The sequence below is a fragment of the Microbacterium sp. AR7-10 genome, from assembly GCF_001878835.1.
Classification (GTDB): Bacteria; Actinomycetota; Actinomycetes; order Actinomycetales; family Microbacteriaceae; genus Microbacterium; species Microbacterium commune.
Genome location: NZ_MJIR01000077.1, coordinates 1 through 18,515 on the forward strand (window position 1 = coordinate 1; position 18,515 = coordinate 18,515).

General features: G+C 69.2%; 16 protein-coding genes. 12 read left to right on the plus strand and 4 right to left on the minus strand.

From position 1 onward, the window contains the following. Positions 1 to 273: 273 nt before the first annotated feature. The 3 genes from BFN01_RS15655 (at position 274) to BFN01_RS10845 (ending at position 2,891) form a co-directional block, all read left to right on the plus strand. A complete protein-coding gene (locus tag BFN01_RS15655) occupies positions 274 to 420 on the plus strand; it encodes a hypothetical protein (RefSeq protein ID WP_218161812.1) in 147 nt (48 codons plus the stop codon). Positions 421 to 460: 40 nt separating this feature from the next. Further along, positions 461 to 1,870: an amino acid permease gene (locus BFN01_RS10840; RefSeq protein ID WP_071644278.1), complete on the plus strand. Its 1,410-nt coding sequence runs from the start codon at positions 461 to 463 to the stop codon at positions 1,868 to 1,870. A gap of 85 nt (positions 1,871 to 1,955) precedes the next feature. Then, complete coding sequence (locus BFN01_RS10845) at positions 1,956 to 2,891, plus strand: DUF808 domain-containing protein (RefSeq protein WP_071644280.1); 936 nt, start codon at positions 1,956 to 1,958, stop codon at positions 2,889 to 2,891. Between the two features lie 106 nt (positions 2,892 to 2,997). Here the strand turns inward: BFN01_RS10845 and BFN01_RS10850 are convergent, their stop codons facing one another. Next, the gene (locus tag BFN01_RS10850) at positions 2,998 to 3,879 is read right to left on the minus strand and encodes a LysR family transcriptional regulator (RefSeq protein WP_071644282.1); all 882 of its coding nucleotides are present in this window, start codon (positions 3,877 to 3,879) and stop codon (positions 2,998 to 3,000) included. 146 nt (positions 3,880 to 4,025) lie between these two features. Between BFN01_RS10850 and BFN01_RS10855 the strand changes: the two genes are divergently transcribed. The 3 genes from BFN01_RS10855 (at position 4,026) to BFN01_RS10865 (ending at position 7,830) form a co-directional block, all read left to right on the plus strand. Beyond that, positions 4,026 to 4,787 (plus strand): 5-oxoprolinase subunit PxpA, encoded by a 762-nt coding sequence (locus BFN01_RS10855; protein ID WP_071644283.1) that lies wholly within the window; start codon positions 4,026 to 4,028, stop codon positions 4,785 to 4,787. A 31-nt stretch (positions 4,788 to 4,818) separates the two neighbouring features. After that, positions 4,819 to 6,300 (plus strand): amidase, encoded by a 1,482-nt coding sequence (locus tag BFN01_RS10860; protein ID WP_177243852.1) that lies wholly within the window; start codon positions 4,819 to 4,821, stop codon positions 6,298 to 6,300. A 195-nt stretch (positions 6,301 to 6,495) separates the two neighbouring features. Next, a complete protein-coding gene (locus BFN01_RS10865; RefSeq protein ID WP_071644284.1) occupies positions 6,496 to 7,830 on the plus strand; it encodes an HNH endonuclease signature motif containing protein in 1,335 nt (444 codons plus the stop codon). A gap of 100 nt (positions 7,831 to 7,930) precedes the next feature. Here the strand turns inward: BFN01_RS10865 and BFN01_RS10870 are convergent, their stop codons facing one another. Further along, positions 7,931 to 9,502 carry a dolichyl-phosphate-mannose--protein mannosyltransferase gene (locus tag BFN01_RS10870; protein WP_071644285.1) on the minus strand — a complete coding sequence of 524 codons (1,572 nt, stop codon included), beginning with the start codon at positions 9,500 to 9,502 and terminating at the stop codon, positions 7,931 to 7,933. A 61-nt stretch (positions 9,503 to 9,563) separates the two neighbouring features. Between BFN01_RS10870 and rsmI the strand changes: the two genes are divergently transcribed. The 3 genes from rsmI to BFN01_RS10885 all read left to right on the plus strand — a co-directional run bounded on the left by rsmI (position 9,564) and on the right by BFN01_RS10885 (position 12,984). Then, on the plus strand, positions 9,564 to 10,385 hold the full coding sequence (gene rsmI, locus BFN01_RS10875; RefSeq protein WP_071644287.1) for a 16S rRNA (cytidine(1402)-2'-O)-methyltransferase: 822 nt from the start codon (positions 9,564 to 9,566) through the stop codon (positions 10,383 to 10,385). A gap of 105 nt (positions 10,386 to 10,490) precedes the next feature. Continuing rightward, entirely contained in the window at positions 10,491 to 12,068 is a 1,578-nt protein-coding gene (gene metG / locus BFN01_RS10880) for a methionine--tRNA ligase (protein WP_071644289.1), read from the plus strand. A 40-nt stretch (positions 12,069 to 12,108) separates the two neighbouring features. Further along, positions 12,109 to 12,984, plus strand: coding sequence for a TatD family hydrolase (locus BFN01_RS10885; RefSeq protein WP_071644291.1), 876 nt, complete (start codon positions 12,109 to 12,111; stop codon positions 12,982 to 12,984). 12 nt (positions 12,985 to 12,996) lie between these two features. Here the strand turns inward: BFN01_RS10885 and BFN01_RS10890 are convergent, their stop codons facing one another. Continuing rightward, the gene (locus BFN01_RS10890; protein WP_071644293.1) at positions 12,997 to 14,247 is read right to left on the minus strand and encodes an MFS transporter; all 1,251 of its coding nucleotides are present in this window, start codon (positions 14,245 to 14,247) and stop codon (positions 12,997 to 12,999) included. 44 nt (positions 14,248 to 14,291) lie between these two features. Between BFN01_RS10890 and rsmA the strand changes: the two genes are divergently transcribed. From rsmA to BFN01_RS10905, 3 genes are read left to right on the plus strand one after another with little or no spacing between them, the layout of a single operon-like run. Continuing rightward, the gene (rsmA, locus tag BFN01_RS10895; RefSeq protein ID WP_071644295.1) at positions 14,292 to 15,158 is read left to right on the plus strand and encodes a 16S rRNA (adenine(1518)-N(6)/adenine(1519)-N(6))-dimethyltransferase RsmA; all 867 of its coding nucleotides are present in this window, start codon (positions 14,292 to 14,294) and stop codon (positions 15,156 to 15,158) included. Between the two features lie 4 nt (positions 15,159 to 15,162). Beyond that, complete coding sequence (locus tag BFN01_RS10900; RefSeq protein WP_071644297.1) at positions 15,163 to 16,227, plus strand: aldo/keto reductase; 1,065 nt, start codon at positions 15,163 to 15,165, stop codon at positions 16,225 to 16,227. Then, the gene (locus BFN01_RS10905; RefSeq protein WP_071644299.1) at positions 16,227 to 17,153 is read left to right on the plus strand and encodes a 4-(cytidine 5'-diphospho)-2-C-methyl-D-erythritol kinase; all 927 of its coding nucleotides are present in this window, start codon (positions 16,227 to 16,229) and stop codon (positions 17,151 to 17,153) included. Before BFN01_RS10900 ends, BFN01_RS10905 begins: the two co-directional genes overlap by 1 nt. Before the next feature lie 70 nt (positions 17,154 to 17,223). Here BFN01_RS10905 and mmsB read toward each other — a convergent pair whose 3' ends face one another. Continuing rightward, positions 17,224 to 18,447 (minus strand): multiple monosaccharide ABC transporter permease, encoded by a 1,224-nt coding sequence (mmsB, locus tag BFN01_RS10910; RefSeq protein WP_071644301.1) that lies wholly within the window; start codon positions 18,445 to 18,447, stop codon positions 17,224 to 17,226. Between the last annotated feature and the right edge of the window lie 68 nt (positions 18,448 to 18,515).

The following is an 18,515-nucleotide window of genomic DNA, read 5'->3' on the forward strand; positions in this document are numbered from 1 at the left end:
GGGTAAAAGACACCGCGCCCCCCGGGGCCGGCGCCGGGGGCTCCCGCCCATCTCGGCGGGTGGCTGGGGGGGGGGGGGGGGGACCCCCGGGGGCGGGGGGGGGCGCTCTGCCCCCCGCTCGCCGCGCGCGCACGACAGCTCCCGCTCGCCTACGGCGCGCTGCTGCGCCTCTCGGCAGCGCTGGCCGGCCCGCCACGCCAGGTCGTCGCGGTCGCGGCGCGCGGCGGTGCTCTCGCTGACGCCGCCCGCGCGGCCGACGCCGACGTGGTCGCCGTGGTCACACCGGCGCAGACCCGTGCCTTCGCGGATGCCGGCTTCTCGCTCTTCGAGGGCAAGGACGCGGCCGAGGGCGTGGCCTACGACTGTCGAGACTTCGTGTGCCGACTGCCGACATCGGACCCGTCTGCACTGTCCGTATGATGGCACGGGCCATACCCGGCCTGGACGAGGAGGTCTCACGATGACCGAGGTGCCGCTGACGACGTCGACGACGAAGGGGCTGCATCCCGGGCTCACCCGTCGGCAGATATCGATGATGGGCCTGGGCGGCGCGATCGGTGCCGGACTGTTCGTCGGCTCGGGGCAGGCCATCGGCATCGCCGGGCCCGCGGTGCTGGTGTCGTACCTCTTCGCCGGCACGGTCGTCATCCTCGTCATGGCGATGCTCGCCGAGATGGTCGCCGCGCGACCCAGCTCGGGCGCGTTCAGCTCGTTCGCGCAGCGTGCGATGGGACGCAGCGCCGGCAGCGCTGTGGGCTGGCTGTACTGGATCCAGCTCGTCGTCGTCATCGCCGCGGAAGCCACCGGCGCCGCCGGGATCATCGAGGGGTGGGTGCCGGGCATCCCGGCCTGGCTGTGGGTGCTGATCTTCGTCGCCGCACTGACCGCCGTGAACCTGTTCGGCGTGCGCAACTACGGACGCTTCGAGTTCTGGTTCGCCGCGATCAAGGTGTTCGCCATCATCGCGTTCCTCGTCGTCGGCGCGTGCGCGATCCTGGGGTTCATCCCGGGGGTGCCGGGGACCGGTATCGGCAACCTCGTCGCGCACGGCGGGTTCGCGCCGCACGGCATCGCCGGCATCGCCGCGGCGCTGCTGGTCGTCGTGTTCGCGTTCGGCGGCACCGAGGTCGTCGCGATCGCCGCGGCCGAGTCCGACGACCCGGCCCGCAACATCAGGCGGATCGTGCGCGAGGTCATGGTGCGCATCCTCGTGTTCTACCTCGGCTCGATCTTCGTGATCATCGCGGTGCTGCCGTGGAACTCGCCGGAGGTGCTCGAGGGACCGTTCTCGGCCGTGCTCGCCACGCTGCAAGTGCCCGGGGTCGATCTGGTCATGTCGCTCATCGTCGTGATGGCGCTGCTGTCGGCCATGAACGCCAACATCTACGGCGCGTCCCGCATGGCCTACTCGCTCGGCGAGCGCGGACTCGCGCCCCTCGCGGTCACCCGAACCAGCGACCGGGGGGTGCCCTACGCCGCGGTGATCGCGTCGGTGGCGTTCGGCTTCGTCACCGTCGTGCTCAACTGGGCCTTCCCCGAGACGGTGCTCGGGCTGCTGCTGAACATCGTGGGATCGACCGTGCTCGTGATCTGGACGGCGACGGTGATCTCGCAGATCATCCTGCGGCGCCGCGCCGACCGCGACGGCCAGCCGATGCCGATGCGCATGTGGGGCTTCCCCTGGCTGTCGTGGGCAGCGCTCGTGCTGCTCGCGGTGATCATCGCGCTGGCGATGATCGATCCGACCGCGCGCGTCCAGCTGCTGCTGACGCTGGCGCTCACCGCGGCGCTGCTCGGTCTCGCTCGCCTGACGCGCGGGCGCGCTCGGGTCGGTGCGGCGCCGCGCGCCGAAGGCACGGAGACGTCGTAGCGGGCGCACCCGCACCACGAGCGCCTGACGAGCACAGTAGTGTTGCAGGCCGGAGCGCGCACACCGCGCGCAGGGGAGGACTCGAATGTCGGTTGGTCTGCTGGCGGTCGTCGACGACATCCTGAGCGCTGCGATGAAGGCATCCGCCAAGGCGGCCGGCGTCGTGATCGACGACGCGGCTGTCACGCCGCAGTACGTGCAGGGGCTCACCCCGGCGCGCGAGCTTCCCGTGGTGGGGAAGATCGCCCTCGGCTCGATCGCGAACAAGTTCATCATCATCATCCCGATCGCCCTGGTGCTGACCGCGTTCGCCCCCTGGGTGCTGCCGTACCTGCTGGTCATCGGCGGCACATACCTGTGCTTCGAGGGCGCCGAGAAGGTGCTCGAATGGTTCGGGTTCGCCCACGGCCATGCCGACGAGGGGGCGCGCGATGAGCGGCGACTGGTGTGGGGCGCGATCCGCACCGATCTGATCCTCTCGACCGAGATCATGCTCATCTCGCTGGCGAGTCTCGATCCGAACCTCGGGATCTGGCAGACGCTCGGCGTGCTCGCCGTGATCGCGCTGCTCATGACCGCAGTGGTGTACGGGGCGGTGGCGCTGCTGGTCAAGATCGACGACATCGGTCTGCGGATGGCCAAGAACCCCGAGCGTAAGGTGCGGCACGCCGGCACGCGCATCGTGCGGTCGATGCCCCACGTGTTCCGCGTGATCAGCGTCATCGGCACCGTGGCGATGCTGTGGGTGGGTGGCCACCTCGTGGTCGTCAACCTCGGTGAGGTCGGGCTGCATGCACCGGCGGACCTGCTGCACGGGGTCGACGAGCTGCTCGCGTCGTTCGGCGGCTTCGTCGTCTGGCTGGGCAACACGGTCATGTCGGCCGTGGCCGGCATGCTGGTCGGCCTGGTCGTGGTGGGCGTGGTGCTGCTCGTCGGACGGATGCTGGGCAAGCGCCCCACATTCGACGAGGCGCACCGGGTTCACGGCGACGCGCACGCGGGGCGGCACCCCGTCGGCTGACTTTCGCTGTTCGGGCGCCGTGCGCTCGGCCGGCGTGGCGCGGGTGCCGCCGAGCCGCCGCTCGCTGCCGCCCCGGTAGCTCCCGGCGACGAGCCGCCTCGACCGGTCATCCAGTGGTAGCGAAGTACTGCCGGATGGCCGCCATCGCTGCCGACGTGGGCTGCGCTCGCGCCCACGCGATCCCGACCTGCATGTCTGGTAGCGGATCCGCCAGGGCGACCGGCTGGATCCGGTAGCCCTCGAGCGACCACGGACGATAGACCATGTCCGACAGGATTGTGATCGCGGAACCGCTTCCCACCAGGCTGCGGATGGCTTCGAGGGACGAGGTCGCGAGGAAGACCTCGCGGCCCAGGTCCGGCCAATACGAGCGAGTGGTCATGTCGGCTTCGTCAACGGTGAGCAGGGCATATGGATGGCCGCGGAGATCCGACAGGCGAAGATCACTGCGGTCGGCGAGCGGGTGCGTCGGCGCGACCCAGAGACGCCGTGCCGATCGGGCGAGCGGCTCAGCGTCGAGGCCCTCGCTGCGGAGGTTCGAGGTGAGCATCAGACCGAGATCCAGACGCCCCTCGATCAGCGACGCCTCGATCGCGGCACGATCCCGCTCATACCACTCGAAACTCACCCGAGGAAAGCGCGCCGTGATCTTCTGGATGTGCTGTGGCAGGAAGTAGCCCATCACGGTGTAGCTGGCTCCGATGCGCACGGTGCCGCTCAGCTCGGCATCGCTCGCGGTGTACGTCTCGGCGTCGCTGACGAGCTCGAGGATCTGGCGTGCGCGGGGAAGCAGGGAGCGCCCGGCATCGGTCAGTTCGACGCCACGGACGCTCCGTGCGAACACCGCGTGTCCCAGACGATGTTCGACCTCCTGTACCGCGGTGGTGATCGTGCTCTGTGCCACAAACAGCTCACGCGCTGCCGCGCTGACGGTTCCAGCCTCCGCGACAGCGACGAAGTACCGCAGCTGTCGCAGTGTGAAACCCATCGCCGTCCTCGTCTCTCATGCTCAAGGTATCGGTTCTATCGATGGATGACCATCTGATATCGGTTCTTTTTGTGTGAACCTCCGCTCCGTAGAGTCAGGAAGAGCGCCGCCGGCCGGTGGCGCAGAGAGCTGGAGTGAGGCGGCTGATGAGGCAGACGGTCGATGTCAACAGCGACATGGGCGAGGGATTCGGGGCATGGGCGTTCGCGGGCGACGTGGATGCCCGTCTCATGCCGCTCGTGTCCTCGATCAACCTCGCCGCCGGCTTTCACGCCGGTGACCCGGCCACGATCGACCGGGTGACCCTGCTCGCGCAAGAGCACGGCGTGGGGATCGGGGCGCATCCGGGCTTCCGAGACCTCGTCGGCTTCGGGCGCCGCCACATCGACGCTTCAGCTGAAGAGCTGGTGTGCGACGTGCTCTACCAGCTGGGCGCGGTTCGGGCTCTGGTGGAGCGACGAGGTGCGCGACTGCAGCACGTCAAGCTGCACGGAGCTCTGTACATGCACGCGGCTCGCGACGAGGCGTTCGCCCGCGCGCTCGTGGATGCGCTCGATGAGGCAGACGCCGACCTGCCCATCCTGACCATGGCAGGCAGCGTGCTCGACCAGGTGGCGTCTGAACGTGGGCACCCGGCGGTCCGCGAACTGTACGCGGACCGGCTCTACGGCGATGACGGACAGATCGTCTTCACCAGGGACGTCGGGTCGCTGCAGCCGGAAGCCGTCGTCGCGAAGATCGAGCAGGCGTGCGCGGAAGGCACGGTGCAGACCACCTCCGGGGCCAGCGTGCCGATCGTCTTCGACTCGATCTGCATCCACAGCGACACACCCGGAGCCGTTGCGTTGGCCACCGCCGTGCGCGTGGCACTCGACCGCGTCGGAGTCGATGTTCGCACCTTCGCTTGAACCGAATACGAGAGAACATGAGAGAGGGCCGATGATGTCCGTATCCCCATCCGTTGAAGAGATCACGATCCGAGAGCTTCTCGAGGCGTACCAGACGGGAACCACCACCGTGCGGGCCGTCGTGGAGGAGTACCTGCGCCGTATCGAGATGCTGGACCGCTCCGGTCCGAGCCTCAACTCGATCGTCGCCGTCAGCGACAGCGCGCTGGCGCGCGCTGACGAGCTCGACCGCGAGCTGGCGGAATCAGGCCAGCTGGCCGGGCCGCTGCACGGCGTCGTCGTCGCGGTGAAGGACAATATCGACACCGTGGACATGGACACCACCTGCGGCAGTGAGGCGCTCAAGGGCCACCGTCCCGAGAAGGACGCGGTCGCCGTCGCCCGGCTCAGGGATGCGGGCGCCGTCATCATCGCGAAGACCACGTTGCCGGATTTCGCGTCCTCGTGGTTCTCCTATTCTTCAGTCAGCGGAGAGACGCTCAATCCGCATCGGCTCAGTCATGACCCGGGCGGCTCGAGCTCAGGCTCTGCGGCGGCCGTCGCGGCGAACCTCGCCACCGTCGCGTTGGGCACGGACTGCGGCGGATCGGTTCGCCTGCCCGCCTCGTTCTGCAATCTCGTCGGGGTTCGCTCGACCCCCGGTGTGGTGCCCCGCACCGGCACCGGCTTCCTCGTCGAGTTCCAGGACACCGTCGGCCCGCTGGCGCGCACCGTGGAAGACGCCGTGGCGGTCTTCGACGTGATCGCGGGTTACGACGAAGGCGATGCCTTCTCGGTGTCGGCCACCATGTCTCGACCTCCCCGGGGGTACCAGACCTCGCTCGGTGACCGCAGCATCGCGGGCACGCGAATCGGACTCGTGACCAATGCGCTCGGCGACGAGAGTGACGCGAGATGCCGAGAGGTCAATACGCTGGCCCGCCGGGCGGCAGCGGACATGCGCGCGGCAGGCGCCGAGGTCGTCGAGGTCGAGATCCCTGACCTCGACACGCATCTCGCAGACACCAGCCAGTACGTCGCATGTTCGCGACACGACATCGACCTCTACCTCACCCAGCGGCCGACGCTGAGCCATCTCCGGGTCGCCGACATCGTGGAGAGCGGCAGGTATCACCCCGAACTCGATCTGCTGGAGGCTGTGAGCGCAGGTCCGGAAGACCCCGAATCCGACCCCGACTACACGGGAAGGTACGTCGCGCGCGACAAGTTCACCCGTACGATCCTGAACGTGATGGAGCGCCACGATCTCGACGCGCTCACTTATCCGACCACTCGCGTCCCAGCTCCTTCGAATGATGAGCGTCAGGAGTGGACTGTGCTGACCTTCCCCACCAACACCCTCATCGCCTCACAGGCTCTGCTGCCCTCGGTCACAGTTCCTGCGGGCTTCACCGTGGACGAGGTGCCCGTCGGTGTCGAACTGGTCGGTCGTCCCCATCGTGAGGCGGATCTGTTCCGCTGGGCCGCTGGATACGAGCGCGCGTCCCAGCATCGGCGCGCGCCCGAGCTGTAACGAGTTCGGCGCCGGCCCTCACCGGTGTTCTTCGTCGCCTGCGCGGTGAAGAACACCGGTGAGTCTCGTTTCAAGGTGCATCGTCCTGCGCTTCATCCAGACCACTGACCGCCAGGTGCAGCGCGCGCAACACTCGTCGCACCCCTGTATGCGAAACAATGTTCGAATGTCGGTGGCCCTCAGTTCAATGAAGGTATGGACGGCGTCATCGATCGACTCGAACAGCTGCAGGCGGACTTCGCCGCGGCAGTCGGCGACGCGCTGTCGGTCATCGCCGACCTGCCCGACGCAGAGGTGATGCGTCTGCTGGAGGCGAGCGGTCGGGTGCTTCGATCGAACGATGCGCTGCAGGTCGCGGCTACGGTGCAGGTGCGTCAGCGGTCCGAGGGTCTGCGCGGAGAGCGGATGACGACGTCGTACGGCTGCGATCGCCCGGCCGATCTGCTGCAGATGGTGCTGCGAACGGACGCGAAGAGCGCCGCGCGGTTGGCGAAGGCCGCGGGTCTCACCGCTCAGGTGCGCGGCATCACCGACGGCGAGTTGCTCCCGTCGCGCTACGACGAGCTGCGAAAGGCGCTCGCCGAAGCGACGATCGGGCTCGATGGGTTCCTCGCCGCCACGGCTCCGCTCGAGGCGAGCAGGGGTCGCGTGGCGCCGGAAGCGCTGGTCGAGGTCGACCGGCAGATCGCATCATTCGCGCGGCGGCGCGTACAGGGCCGCGACGCGGATGGGGAGGGCGCCCCGGCGTCGGATTCGCCCGCGCCCACCCCCGCAGAGCTGGCGCAGTTCGCGCAGGTGCTCGCCGCCTACCTCGACCCCGACGGGGCTGAGCCGACGGACGACGCCGCATCACGTGCTCGGGGGCTTTGGATCGGTCGGCTGCGCGATGGACGGGTGCCGCTGCGCGGCGAACTGCTGCCGGAGGTGGCCGCGCAGCTGGCCAGACTCACCGATAGTCTGCTGAATCCTCGTGTCCAGGGCGTGCTCGCGCCGCAGGGCGTGCACTTCGTCGACTCCCAACCGGACCCGGACGACGGGCTCGATCCGATCGACCCGCGCACGCGCGTGCAGAAGATGCATGACGCTCTCGCGACCATCCTCAGTGCGGCCGCACGAGGCGGCGAGCTGCCCGACCTCGGGGGATCGGCACCGACCCTGGTGATCACCGTCGATGCCGCGGACTACGCCGAAGGGTCAGGGTGGGCGCACGTCGAAGGCGGCGACGGCGTCGACATGGGCGTGCCGATCCGCGTCGCGGCGCAGGTGGGCTGCGCCGGCGGCATCCAGCGGGTGCTGTTCGACGATCGCGGCCGGATCGTCTCGCTCGGCACCTCCGGTCGTGTCTTCAACGCGCTGCAGCGACGAGCGATCATCGCTCGCGACGGGGGATGCGTCATTCCCGGCTGCACGATCCCGGCGACGTGGTGCGAGATACATCACGTCACCGAGCACGCAGCGGGTGGCGCCACGCATACCGATAACGGGGTGGCACTGTGCTGGCACCATCACCGCACACTGCACCTGTCCTAGTGGCAGGTGCGCATGCGCGGTGGTGTTCCCGAGATCCGAGGCCCGTCCTGGTGGGACCCCGGGCGCGAATGGCACCGGGCCGGGCGACGACGCGCTCGGGTCAGATCCAGCCCGGCAGCCAGTTGTGGATGAGCCAGAACGGATACGGCACGCTCATGCCCGTCCACACCGGGTAGAAGAACGCCGAGACGAGAACCACCACCACGAGGTAGACGGCAACCGTCCGCCGGCCTGCCGTCCGTCGATGCGGAGGATCGGAGGGGCGTCCGGCGAGCTCGCGCAGCGTCACCACCAGCGCGAGGATGAGGAACGGCACCATGACGATCGTATAGAACTGGAAGATCGTGCGGCTCGGCACGAGCAGCCACGGCACGTAGGTCGCGACGAGGCCGACCAGCGCGATCGTGTGCATCGGGCCGACAGGGCGGCGCTCGATGAGACCCCGGACGAAGCGATACAGCAGAAACAGGGCCGCGGCCACTCCGCCGTACCAGATCAGCGGGTTCGGCACCGACGAGATCACGGCGATGCAGTGATCCGCTCCGCAGTCCGTCGGGTCCGAGCCGACCCAGATCGCTGTCGGGCGCAGCAGCAGCGGCCACTGCCACGCCGGGCTCGCATAGGAGTGTGGGCTGGACAGGCCGATGTGGAACCCGTACATCGACGCGTGGTACTTCCACAGCGCGGCCAGCGGATTGGCATCCGCCCCGCGGTCATAGCCGCCGGAGGTGACCAGCCACCCGGACCACGAGACGAGGTAGGTCAGCATCGCCGGGCCGACCATCAGCAGGAACGAGACGGGTCCCTGCCGCAGTACCGCATCGCTCGGCCACAGCGGGATGCCCGCCCGGCGCCGGGCCAGGGCGTCGGTGATGACGACGTACAGGCCGAAGACGGCCAGGGCGTACAGGCCCGACCACTTCACGGCCGATGCCGCCCCCAGCGACACCCCGGCCGCGACCAGCCAGGGCCGCGACCACAGCACCGGACCCACCAGCCTGACGCGCGCCCCGTCGGCATCCGCTCGGCGCCGGGCCGCGATCCTCGCATCGAGCAGCGGCAGGGAGCGATCGCGGTCGAGCAGCACGAACAGGACGCCGAGCAGGATGAAGAAGGTGAGAACGCCGTCGAGCAGCGCGATCCGGCTCATCACGATGCCGAGACCGTCGATGGCGAGCAGACCGGCGGCGATGGTCGCGAGCACCCGCGAGCGGGTCAGGCGCAGGGCGACGAGATAGAGCACGAGCACCGTCAGAGATCCGAGGATCGCGGTCGTGAGTCGCCAGCCGGCGCTCGAGCCCGGACCCATCAGAGCCATGCCGAGCGCGATGATCCACTTCCCGAGCGGCGGATGCACGACATACGACCCCGCCGTCTGCATCGCGGAGTCGTCGCCGCGGGGCAGCTGCTCGTCGGCGCCGTCGCCCCACTTGCCCTCGTAGCCGAGGTTCCACAGCGACCACGCGTCCTTGACGTAGTAGGTCTCGTCGAACATGATCTCGTGCGGATGCCCCAGATTCGTCAGGCGCAACACCGCGGCGAGCAGCGTGACCAGCAGCGGGGCGAGCCAGCCCAGCACTCGCACGCGAGCCGGATCCGCTGTGCCCCACACGGCGAGTCGCTCCCCGCGCGTCGCCGCAGGCGGCGGCGTCGGGGGCGCGGGGAGGGTCACCTGTTCAGCCTAGGCAATCGGCGCTTCGGAACGGTCGACGCCACCCGCCTAAGCTGGTCGGGTGATCATCCTCGCCGCCACTCCGATCGGCAATCTCGGCGATGCGTCCCGCCGCCTGATCGAGGTGCTCGGCAATGCCGAGATCGTGGTCGCGGAGGACACCCGCACCACCCAGCGTCTGCTGCAGGCGCTGAAGATCGAGAACCGCCCGCGTCTGATCGCGCTGCACGACCACAACGAGAAGCACAAGGCGGCCGAGCTCGCCGAGCTCGCCGAGCAGCACGACATCGTGGTCGTCAGCGACGCGGGGATGCCCGCGGTCAGCGACCCCGGTTACGGCCTGGTCGCAGCCGCCGTCGAACGCGGTGTGACCGTCACCGCGATCCCCGGCCCGAGCGCCGTGCTCATGGCCCTCGCGATCTCGGGCCTGCCCACCGACCGATTCACCTTCGAGGGCTTCCTGCCGCGCAAGCCGGGGGAGCGCCGCTCGGTGCTGACCGCGCTGGCGAGCGAGCGGCGCACCATGGTGTTCTTCGAGTCGCCGTCGCGGCTCGCGTCGTCGCTCGCCGACATGGGCGCGGCCTTCGGCGCCGGGCGGCGGATCGCCGTCTGCCGCGAGCTGACGAAGCTGTACGAGGAGGTGCGCCGCGGCACGCCATCCGAACTCGTCGGCTGGGCCGAGCAGGGCGTGAAGGGCGAGATCGTCGTGGTCGTCGAGGGTTCGGCTCCGGTCGCCGTGTCCGCCGACGACGCGCTCGCACAGGTGCAGGCCCTCGTGGCATCCGGGATCCGCCTCAAAGAGGCGTGCGCCGAGGTCGCCGCCGCGACCGGACTCGGCTCCCGCGACCTCTACCAGTCCGCGCTCGCCGCCCGAAGCGCGTGACGCGAGGTCCGGGAAGGGAGCGTTCTCCCGACCGGGGCAGCTCGGCGGCATCCGCCCCAGGTCACGAATCAGAACACGGCACCGTTCCGGCCTACAATCGTGAGCATGCCCGCAGGCGAGTCCTTCTACATCACCACACCCATCTACTACCCGTCCGACGTGCCGCACATCGGGCACGGGTACACGACGGTGGCCGTCGACACGCTGTCGCGCTGGCACCGCCAGGCGGGTGATGACGCGTGGATGCTCACCGGCACCGACGAGCACGGTCAGAAGATGCTGCGCGCAGCGGCGGCGAACAACGTCACTCCGCAGGAGTGGGTCGACAAGCTGGTCGGCGAGAGCTGGTTCCCGCTGCTGACGACCCTCGACGTGGCGAACGACGACTTCATCCGCACCACGCAGGAGCGGCACGAGAAGAACGTGCAGGTGTTCTTCCAGAAGCTCTACGACGCGGGCTACATCTACGCGGGCGAGTACGAGGCGCTGTACTGCGTGGGCTGTGAGGAGTTCAAGCCCGAGTCCGAGATCGTCGACGGCACCGGCCCGTTCGAGGGACTGAAGGTCTGCGCGATCCACTCCAAGCCGCTCGAGCTGCTGCAGGAGAAGAACTACTTCTTCAAGCTCAGCGAGTTCCAGGATCGCCTGCTCGAGCTGTACAAGACCGAACCCGATTTCGTCCGCCCCGACTCGGCGCGCAACGAGGTCGTCTCGTTCGTGAGCCAGGGCCTCAAGGACCTGTCGATCTCGCGGTCGACGTTCGACTGGGGCATCCCGCTGCCATGGGACGAATCGCACGTCATCTACGTGTGGGTCGACGCGCTGCTCAACTACGTCACCGCGGTCGGCTACGGCGAGGACGACGCGAACTTCGCCCGGCGCTGGCCCGCGTACCACGTGGTCGGCAAGGACATCCTGCGCTTCCACGCCGTGATCTGGCCCGCCCTGCTGATGGCTGCAGGCCTCGAGGTGCCCAAGGGCGTCTTCGCGCACGGCTGGCTGCTCGTCGGCGGCGAGAAGATGTCGAAGTCGAAGCTCACCGGCATCGCACCGACCGAGATCACCGACGTGTTCGGCTCGGACGCGTACCGCTACTACTTCCTGTCGGCGATCGCGTTCGGGCAGGACGGATCGTTCTCGTGGGAGGACCTGTCGGCCCGCTACCAGGCCGAGCTCGCCAACGGCTTCGGCAACCTGGCGTCGCGCACGGTCGCGATGATCCAGAAGTACTTCGACGGCGTCGTGCCGGCGCCCGCCGAGTACGCCGAGCGCGACCGGGTGGTGCAGAAGAAGGTGGCGGATGCCGCGGCCGCCGCCGACGCGGCCATCGAGCACTTCCGCATCGACGAGGCGATCGACGCGATCTGGACGATCGTCGACGACCTGAACCTCTACATCACCGAGAACGAGCCGTGGGCGCTCGCGCGTGATGAGCAGCAGCGCGGCCGCCTCGGCACCGTGCTGTACACCTGCGCGGAGGGCCTGCGCGCGCTCGCCGTGCTGCTGTCGCCGGTGATGCCGCAGTCGACCGCGAAGCTGTGGGACGCCCTCGGCGTCGAGGGCTCGCTCGGCGCGCTCACCGCGCAGCCGATCCGCGAGGCGGGTGCGTGGGGTGCGCTGCAGCCTGGCACCGCCGTGACGACTCTCGCGCCCCTGTTCCCGCGCGTGGAGCAGACCGCCTGAGGCCCTCCGGTCGTCGATCGAGCGAAGCGAGGCGAAACGCATGGCGAACACCTACGTCCGGGCGCGCGACGCCGAGGGGCGCGGAGACCTCCGGTACCCGGCGGCTCCCGAGCCGCTGTCGGTGCCGGTGTACGACAACCATGCGCATCTCGAGATCACCGACGGCGTCGAGCCGCTGAGCCTGGAGGAGCAGCTCGACCGGGCCGCCGAGGTCGGCATCGCCGGTGTCGTCCAGGCCTCCGGTGACATCGAATCGTCGCGTTGGGCGGTGGAAGCCGCGGCATCCGACCCTCGTGTGCTCGCCGCCGTCGCCATCCACCCCAACGACGCACCGAGTTACGCTGCCGAGGGGCGCCTCGACGAGGCGATCGCGGTGATCGACGAGCTCGCGGCGCACCCGCGCACGCGTGCGATCGGCGAGACCGGTTTGGACTACTTCCGCACCGACGAAGCGGGCCGGCCCGCGCAGCACGAGTCGTTCGAGGCGCACATCGCGCTGGCCAAGAAGCACGGCATCGCCATGCAGATCCACGATCGCGATGCGCACGACGATGTGCTCGAGACGCTGACGCGCGTCGGTGCCCCCGAGAAGACCGTCTTCCACTGCTTCTCGGGTGACGACGCGATGGCGCGGATCGCGGCGGATGCCGGGTACTGGCTCTCGTTCGCCGGTAACATCACGTTCAAGAACGCGCAGAACCTGAGGGATGCCCTCGCGGTCACGCCGTTGGATCGCATCCTCGTCGAGACGGACGCGCCGTTCCTCACGCCGGTGCCGCTGCGCGGACGGCCCAATGCGCCGTATCTCGTGCCGCTCACCGTGCGGTTCATGGCCGCGGAGCTCGACGTCGACGTCGACGAGCTGTGCGCGCAGATCGCGGCGAACACGCTCGCGGTGTACGGCGCCTTCGCCTGACCCCTTCGGCCGCTACCGCGTCGCAGCGCCGTCGTCGAGGGCCGGCTTCGCGGCGGCGATGTGGGAGATCTGCCGCCACATCAGCAGCAGGGTCAGCGCCGATCCGGCGAACGCGAACCACCACGGTGCGGTCAGCCCCCATGCCTGCGCGATGAGTCCGCCGAGAGCCTGGCCGATGACCATGCCGCCGAAGACGCCGACCATGTTCACGGAGCCCACCCGGCCCTGCAGCTCGTGCGGAACCAGTCGCTGGCGCACCGTGGTCGAGATCGTGCCCCACACGAAGGCGTAGGCGCCGAATCCGAACATGATCACCAGCGCGACGACACCGCTCGTCGTCAGCGCGAAGGCGAGGTGCATGAGCACCTCGAGCGTGAGGCACACCTTCATGATGGTGGCGAACGAGATGTGCCGCTCCAGCCATCCGAAGCTGAGGGTGCCGAGCAGCCCGCCGACGGCGGACGCGGTGGTCAGCGCGCCGAAGCCGACCGGCCCCATCCCGAGGTGCTCGGTGGCGTAGAGCACGAGGATGCCCCACGGGGCCGCCCACGTGACGTTGAAGGCGAGGATGATCACGATCAGGGTGCGCACCGGCTTGGTGTGCCACGCCCAGCGCAGCCCCTGCCCGATGTCGTGGCGGACCCTGGTCGGATCCGTGCGCGGCGGCACGGGCTGCCGGGCGATCCGAGACACGAGGACGAGCCCCACGGTCACCGCGAGCACCTGAGCGAGGAACGGCCAGAACGATCCCACCGCGAACAGGAACGCACCCAGGGGAGGGCCGGCGAGCTGGTTGGCCACGAGGAAGCCCGCTTGCAGTCGCGCGTTGCCGACGCCGAGGTCGGCGGGCTCGACCATCATCGGCAGCAGGGTGCTCGTGCTCGTGTCGGCGAACACCTCGGCCGTGCCGTACAGGAACGACACGATCAGCACGATCGCGATGTTCGCGGTGCCGGTCACGAGCAGCACCACGAGAGCGGCGACGATGACGGCCCGGATGCCGTGGGCGAGCATCACGAGCATCCGCCGCTCGACACGGTCCGCGATCGCACCGGCGTGCAGCCCGAAGAGAAGCCACGGCAGGAACTGCAGCATCGCACCCGAGGCGACCAGCACCGGAGACGAGGTCATCGACGCGATCAGCAGGGGAGAGGCGGCCAGCGCGATGCCGTCGCCGATGTTGCTCGTCCACGCCGCCGACATCAGCCACCGGAAGTCCCGGCCCAGGCGGCGCGGCGCGATGAGCTCCCCGAGTGCGGTCACCCGCTTGATCTTAGGGGCCGGGCCGGATGCGCGAGAATGGATCCATGACCGTCTCCCTGCTCGGCGCCACCGAGATCCGCCGTCTTGCCGCCGAGCTCGACGTCACCCCCACGAAGAAGCTCGGGCAGAACTTCGTCGTCGACGCCAACACGGTGCGCAAGATCGTGCACGCGGCGAAGGTGCAGGCGGGGGAGCGGGTGGTCGAGATCGGCCCGGGTCTCGGGTCGCTGACCCTGGCGATCCTCGAGGCGGGCGCCTCGGTCACCGCCGTCGAGATCGATCACCGCCTCGCCGAGCGGCTGCCGCAGACGGCGCGCGAGCGCGGCGCGGCGGACGACTCGCTGACGGTGGTGGATGCCGACGCCATGCGCGTCACCGAGCTGCCCGGAGAGCCCACGGTGCTCGTCGCCAATCTTCCCTACAACGTCTCGGTGCCGGTGCTGCTGCACTTCCTCGAGACGTTCGCGTACCTCGAGCGCGGTGTCGTGATGGTGCAGGCGGAGGTCGCCGAGCGTCTGGCCGCGAAGCCGGGGTCGAAGATCTACGGCGCGCCGAGCGTGAAGGCCGCCTGGTACGGCCCGTGGCGGCTGTGCGGCACGGTGTCGCGGCAGGTGTTCTGGCCGGTGCCGAACGTCGACAGTCTGCTCGTCGGCTTCGAGCGCGACGAGACGCCCCGCGGCGACGACGGCGAGCGTCGGCGCACCTTCCAGATCGTCGACGCAGCCTTCAACCAGCGCCGGAAGATGCTGCGCCAGGCGCTGTCCGGTCTCTACGGGGGCTCCGCTGCGGCATCCGCCGTCCTGGAGGCCGCGGGCGTCGCCCCCACCGCACGCGGGGAGGATCTCACCGTCGACGATTACCACCGCATCGCGCTGGTGCAGCCCGAACAGACACCGGTGCCGATAGCCTGACAGCGTGACCGAACCGCGCTTCAACCCCGACGTTCCTGAGATCCACCGACCGTATGCTACGGCCGCTGAGCGGTACCAGCGCTTCGCCTACCGTCAGGTCGGAGCGAGCGGCCTCTACCTGCCGCCGATCTCGCTCGGCCTGTGGTGGAACTTCGGCGACAACATCCCGCTCGACAACCAGCGCGCGCTGCTGCGTCACGCCTTCGACAGCGGGATCACGCACTTCGACCTCGCCAACAACTACGGACCTCCCTACGGCTCGGCCGAGAAGAACTTCGGCCGCATCATGTCGGAGGATCTCGCACCGTACCGGGACGAGCTGATCATCTCGTCGAAGGCGGGCTGGGACATGTGGCCGGGCCCGTACGGCGATCTCGGCAGCCGCAAGTACATCCTCGCCAGCGCGGAGCGATCGCTCACGAGCATGCGCCTGGACTACGTCGACATCTTCTACTCGCACCGCGTCGACCCGGTCACCCCGGTCGAGGAGACCATCGGCGCACTCGACACGCTGGTGCGACAGGGCAAGGCGCTCTACGTCGGCATCTCGTCGTACAGCGCCGAGCGCACCGAGGCCGCGCTCGCCGTGGCACGCGATCTCGGCACCCCCCTGGTGATCCACCAGCCGTCGTACTCGATCCTCAACCGCTGGGTGGAGGACGGCCTGACCGACACCCTGAGAGCGGCCGGCATGGGCGCGATCGCCTTCACGCCGCTTGCCCAGGGGCTGCTCACCGACAAATACCTCGGCGACGGCACCGCCGACCGTGCGCAGAAGCGCCGCTCGATGCCGGACCGTCCGGTGTCCGATGAGGGACTCGCGGTGCTGCGCGGGCTCAACGACATCGCCGCCGACCGCGGACAGACGCTCGCTCAGATGGCGCTGCAGTGGACCCTGCGCGATCCCGTCGTCGTCTCGGCGCTGATCGGCGCCTCGCGGCCCGAGCAGATCGACGAGAACATCGCGGCCGTCGACGGCCCGGCATTCACCGATGACGAGCTCACGTCGATCGACGCGATCGCGCACGGCATCGACGTCAACCTCTGGTCCGTGTCGTCGGAGCTGTGATGGGGCAGAGGCCGGATGCCGTGCACGTCAGGGCTCCCGGCAAGATCAACGTCTACCTGGGCGTCGGTCCGCGGCATGACGACGGCTATCACTCCCTGGCCACCGTCTTCCAGGCCGTGTCGCTGTACGAGGACGTGTACGCATCGGCGGCTGCCGGCTTCACCCTCGAGGTCGACGGCGAGGTGGACGTCTCGGGCGTCCCCCTCGACGACCGCAATCTCGCGATGAGGGCGGCCAAGCTGCTCGCGCAGACCGCGGGGGTGGATGCCGGGGTGCACCTGCGCATCCGCAAGGGCGTGCCCGTGGCCGGGGGCATGGGCGGCGGCTCTGCGGATGCGGCCGCCGCACTCGTCGCGTGCGACGCCCTGTGGGGCACCGAGCTGGGTGCGCATCGCCTGCACGCCCTCGCCGCGCGTCTCGGCGCCGACGTGCCGTTCGCCCTGCACGGCGGCACCGCCGTGGGAGCGGGCCGCGGCGACGAGCTGACCCCGGCGCTCGCCAGAGGACGCTTCGACTGGGTGCTCGTGCTCAGCGAGCAGGGTCTGTCCACCCCGGAGGTGTACGGCCGGCTCGACGCCCTGCGCGCGCAGGAGGGCGCCGTCGCTGACGACCCGCCGATGTCGCTCGACGTGCCGCTCGCCGTGCTGCACGCGCTGCGGGCCGGTGACGCCAGGGAGCTGGCACCTGCCCTGCTCAACGACCTCGAGGCCGCAGCCGTGATCGACCGACCCGATCTCGGTGCCACGCTCATCGACGGCATCCGCTTCGGCGCGCTCGGCGGCCTCGTCTCCGGCTCCGGACCGACCATCGCCCTGCTGTGCGAGAGCTCGGAGCACGCGCGTGCGGTGCAGGATCAGCTGCTCGGCACCGGCCGGCGCGCCCTGCACGTGCACGGTCCGGTGCCCGGCGCCCGACTCGTGGGGTGACGCGAACTCGTGGGGTGAGACGCGAAGAGGGATCCGCCCGATCGGACGGATCCCTCTCTCATGCGGCAGGTCAGCGGACGGTGCCGGCGCGACGCTTGTTGTAGATGTCGAACGCGACCGCGAGCAGCAGCACGAGACCCTTGACGATCTGCTGAGCGGCCTGCGGCACGCCCATCAGCTGCATGCCGTTGGACATCACGGCCATCACCAGACCGCCGACGAGCGCGCCGCCCACCCGGCCGACACCGCCCATGGTCGAGGCGCCGCCGATGAAGCAGGCCGCGATCACGTCGAGCTCGAACATGTTCCCCATGCCCGGCTGGGCGCCGTTGGAGCGCGACGAGAACACCGCGGCGGCGATGCCGGTGAGGAAGCCCATGTTCACGAAGATCCAGAAGTTCACGCTCTTGACGTTCACGCCTGACAGGCGCGCCGCCGAGAGGTTGCCGCCGACGGCGTAGACGTGACGACCGAACACGGTGCGGTTGGTGACGACCTGGTACACGAGGATCAGCACCGCCACGATGATCAGCACGATCGGGAACCCGCGGTTGTACGCGAGCGCCCAGGCGAAGGCGAGCAGCACGGCCGACACGACGACGAGCTTGAGGATGAACAGGAACGCGGACTCGACCGGCTGGTTGTATCCCTGACGTGCACGACGGGTGCGCAGCGAGCTGACGACGAGTCCGACCACGGCGACGAGCCCGATGACCAGCGTGAAGATGTCGACGGTCTGCGGCAGAGCCTTGAGCCCCTGGCCCTGTCCGATGGTGATCGAGCCGAACAGGCTGTCGAGGAAGCCGCTGGCGACGTTGCGGTACTCCTGCGAGAACGGCGAGAGGGACACATTGTTCAGCACCAGCCAGGTCAGGCCGCGGAACAGCAGCATGCCGGCCAGCGTGACGATGAACGCCGGGATGCCGACGATCGCCACCCAGAAGCCCTGCCAGACGCCGACGATGATGCCGACGACGATGGCGGCGATGATGCCGACCCACCAGGGCATGCCGTTCTTGATGACGAGCACGGCCGAGACCGCTGAGGCGAAGGCGAGCACCGAGCCGACCGACAGGTCGATGTGGCCGCCGACGATCACGAGGATCATGCCGAGGGCCATGATCAGGATGTGAGCGTTCTGCAGGACGATGTTCGTCACGTTCTCGGGCGAGAGCAGCTTGCCGCCGGTGGTGATCGTGAAGATCGCGACGATCGCGATGAACGCGATGTAGATGCCGGACGTGCGCAGGTTCTGCGTCAGCAGGTCCTTCACCTCGGTGAAGACGTTGTTCACGCTGCTGCCTCCTTCGTGGAGTTGGGTTCGATGGTCATGAGCGACATGAGCTTCTCCTGGGTCGCCTC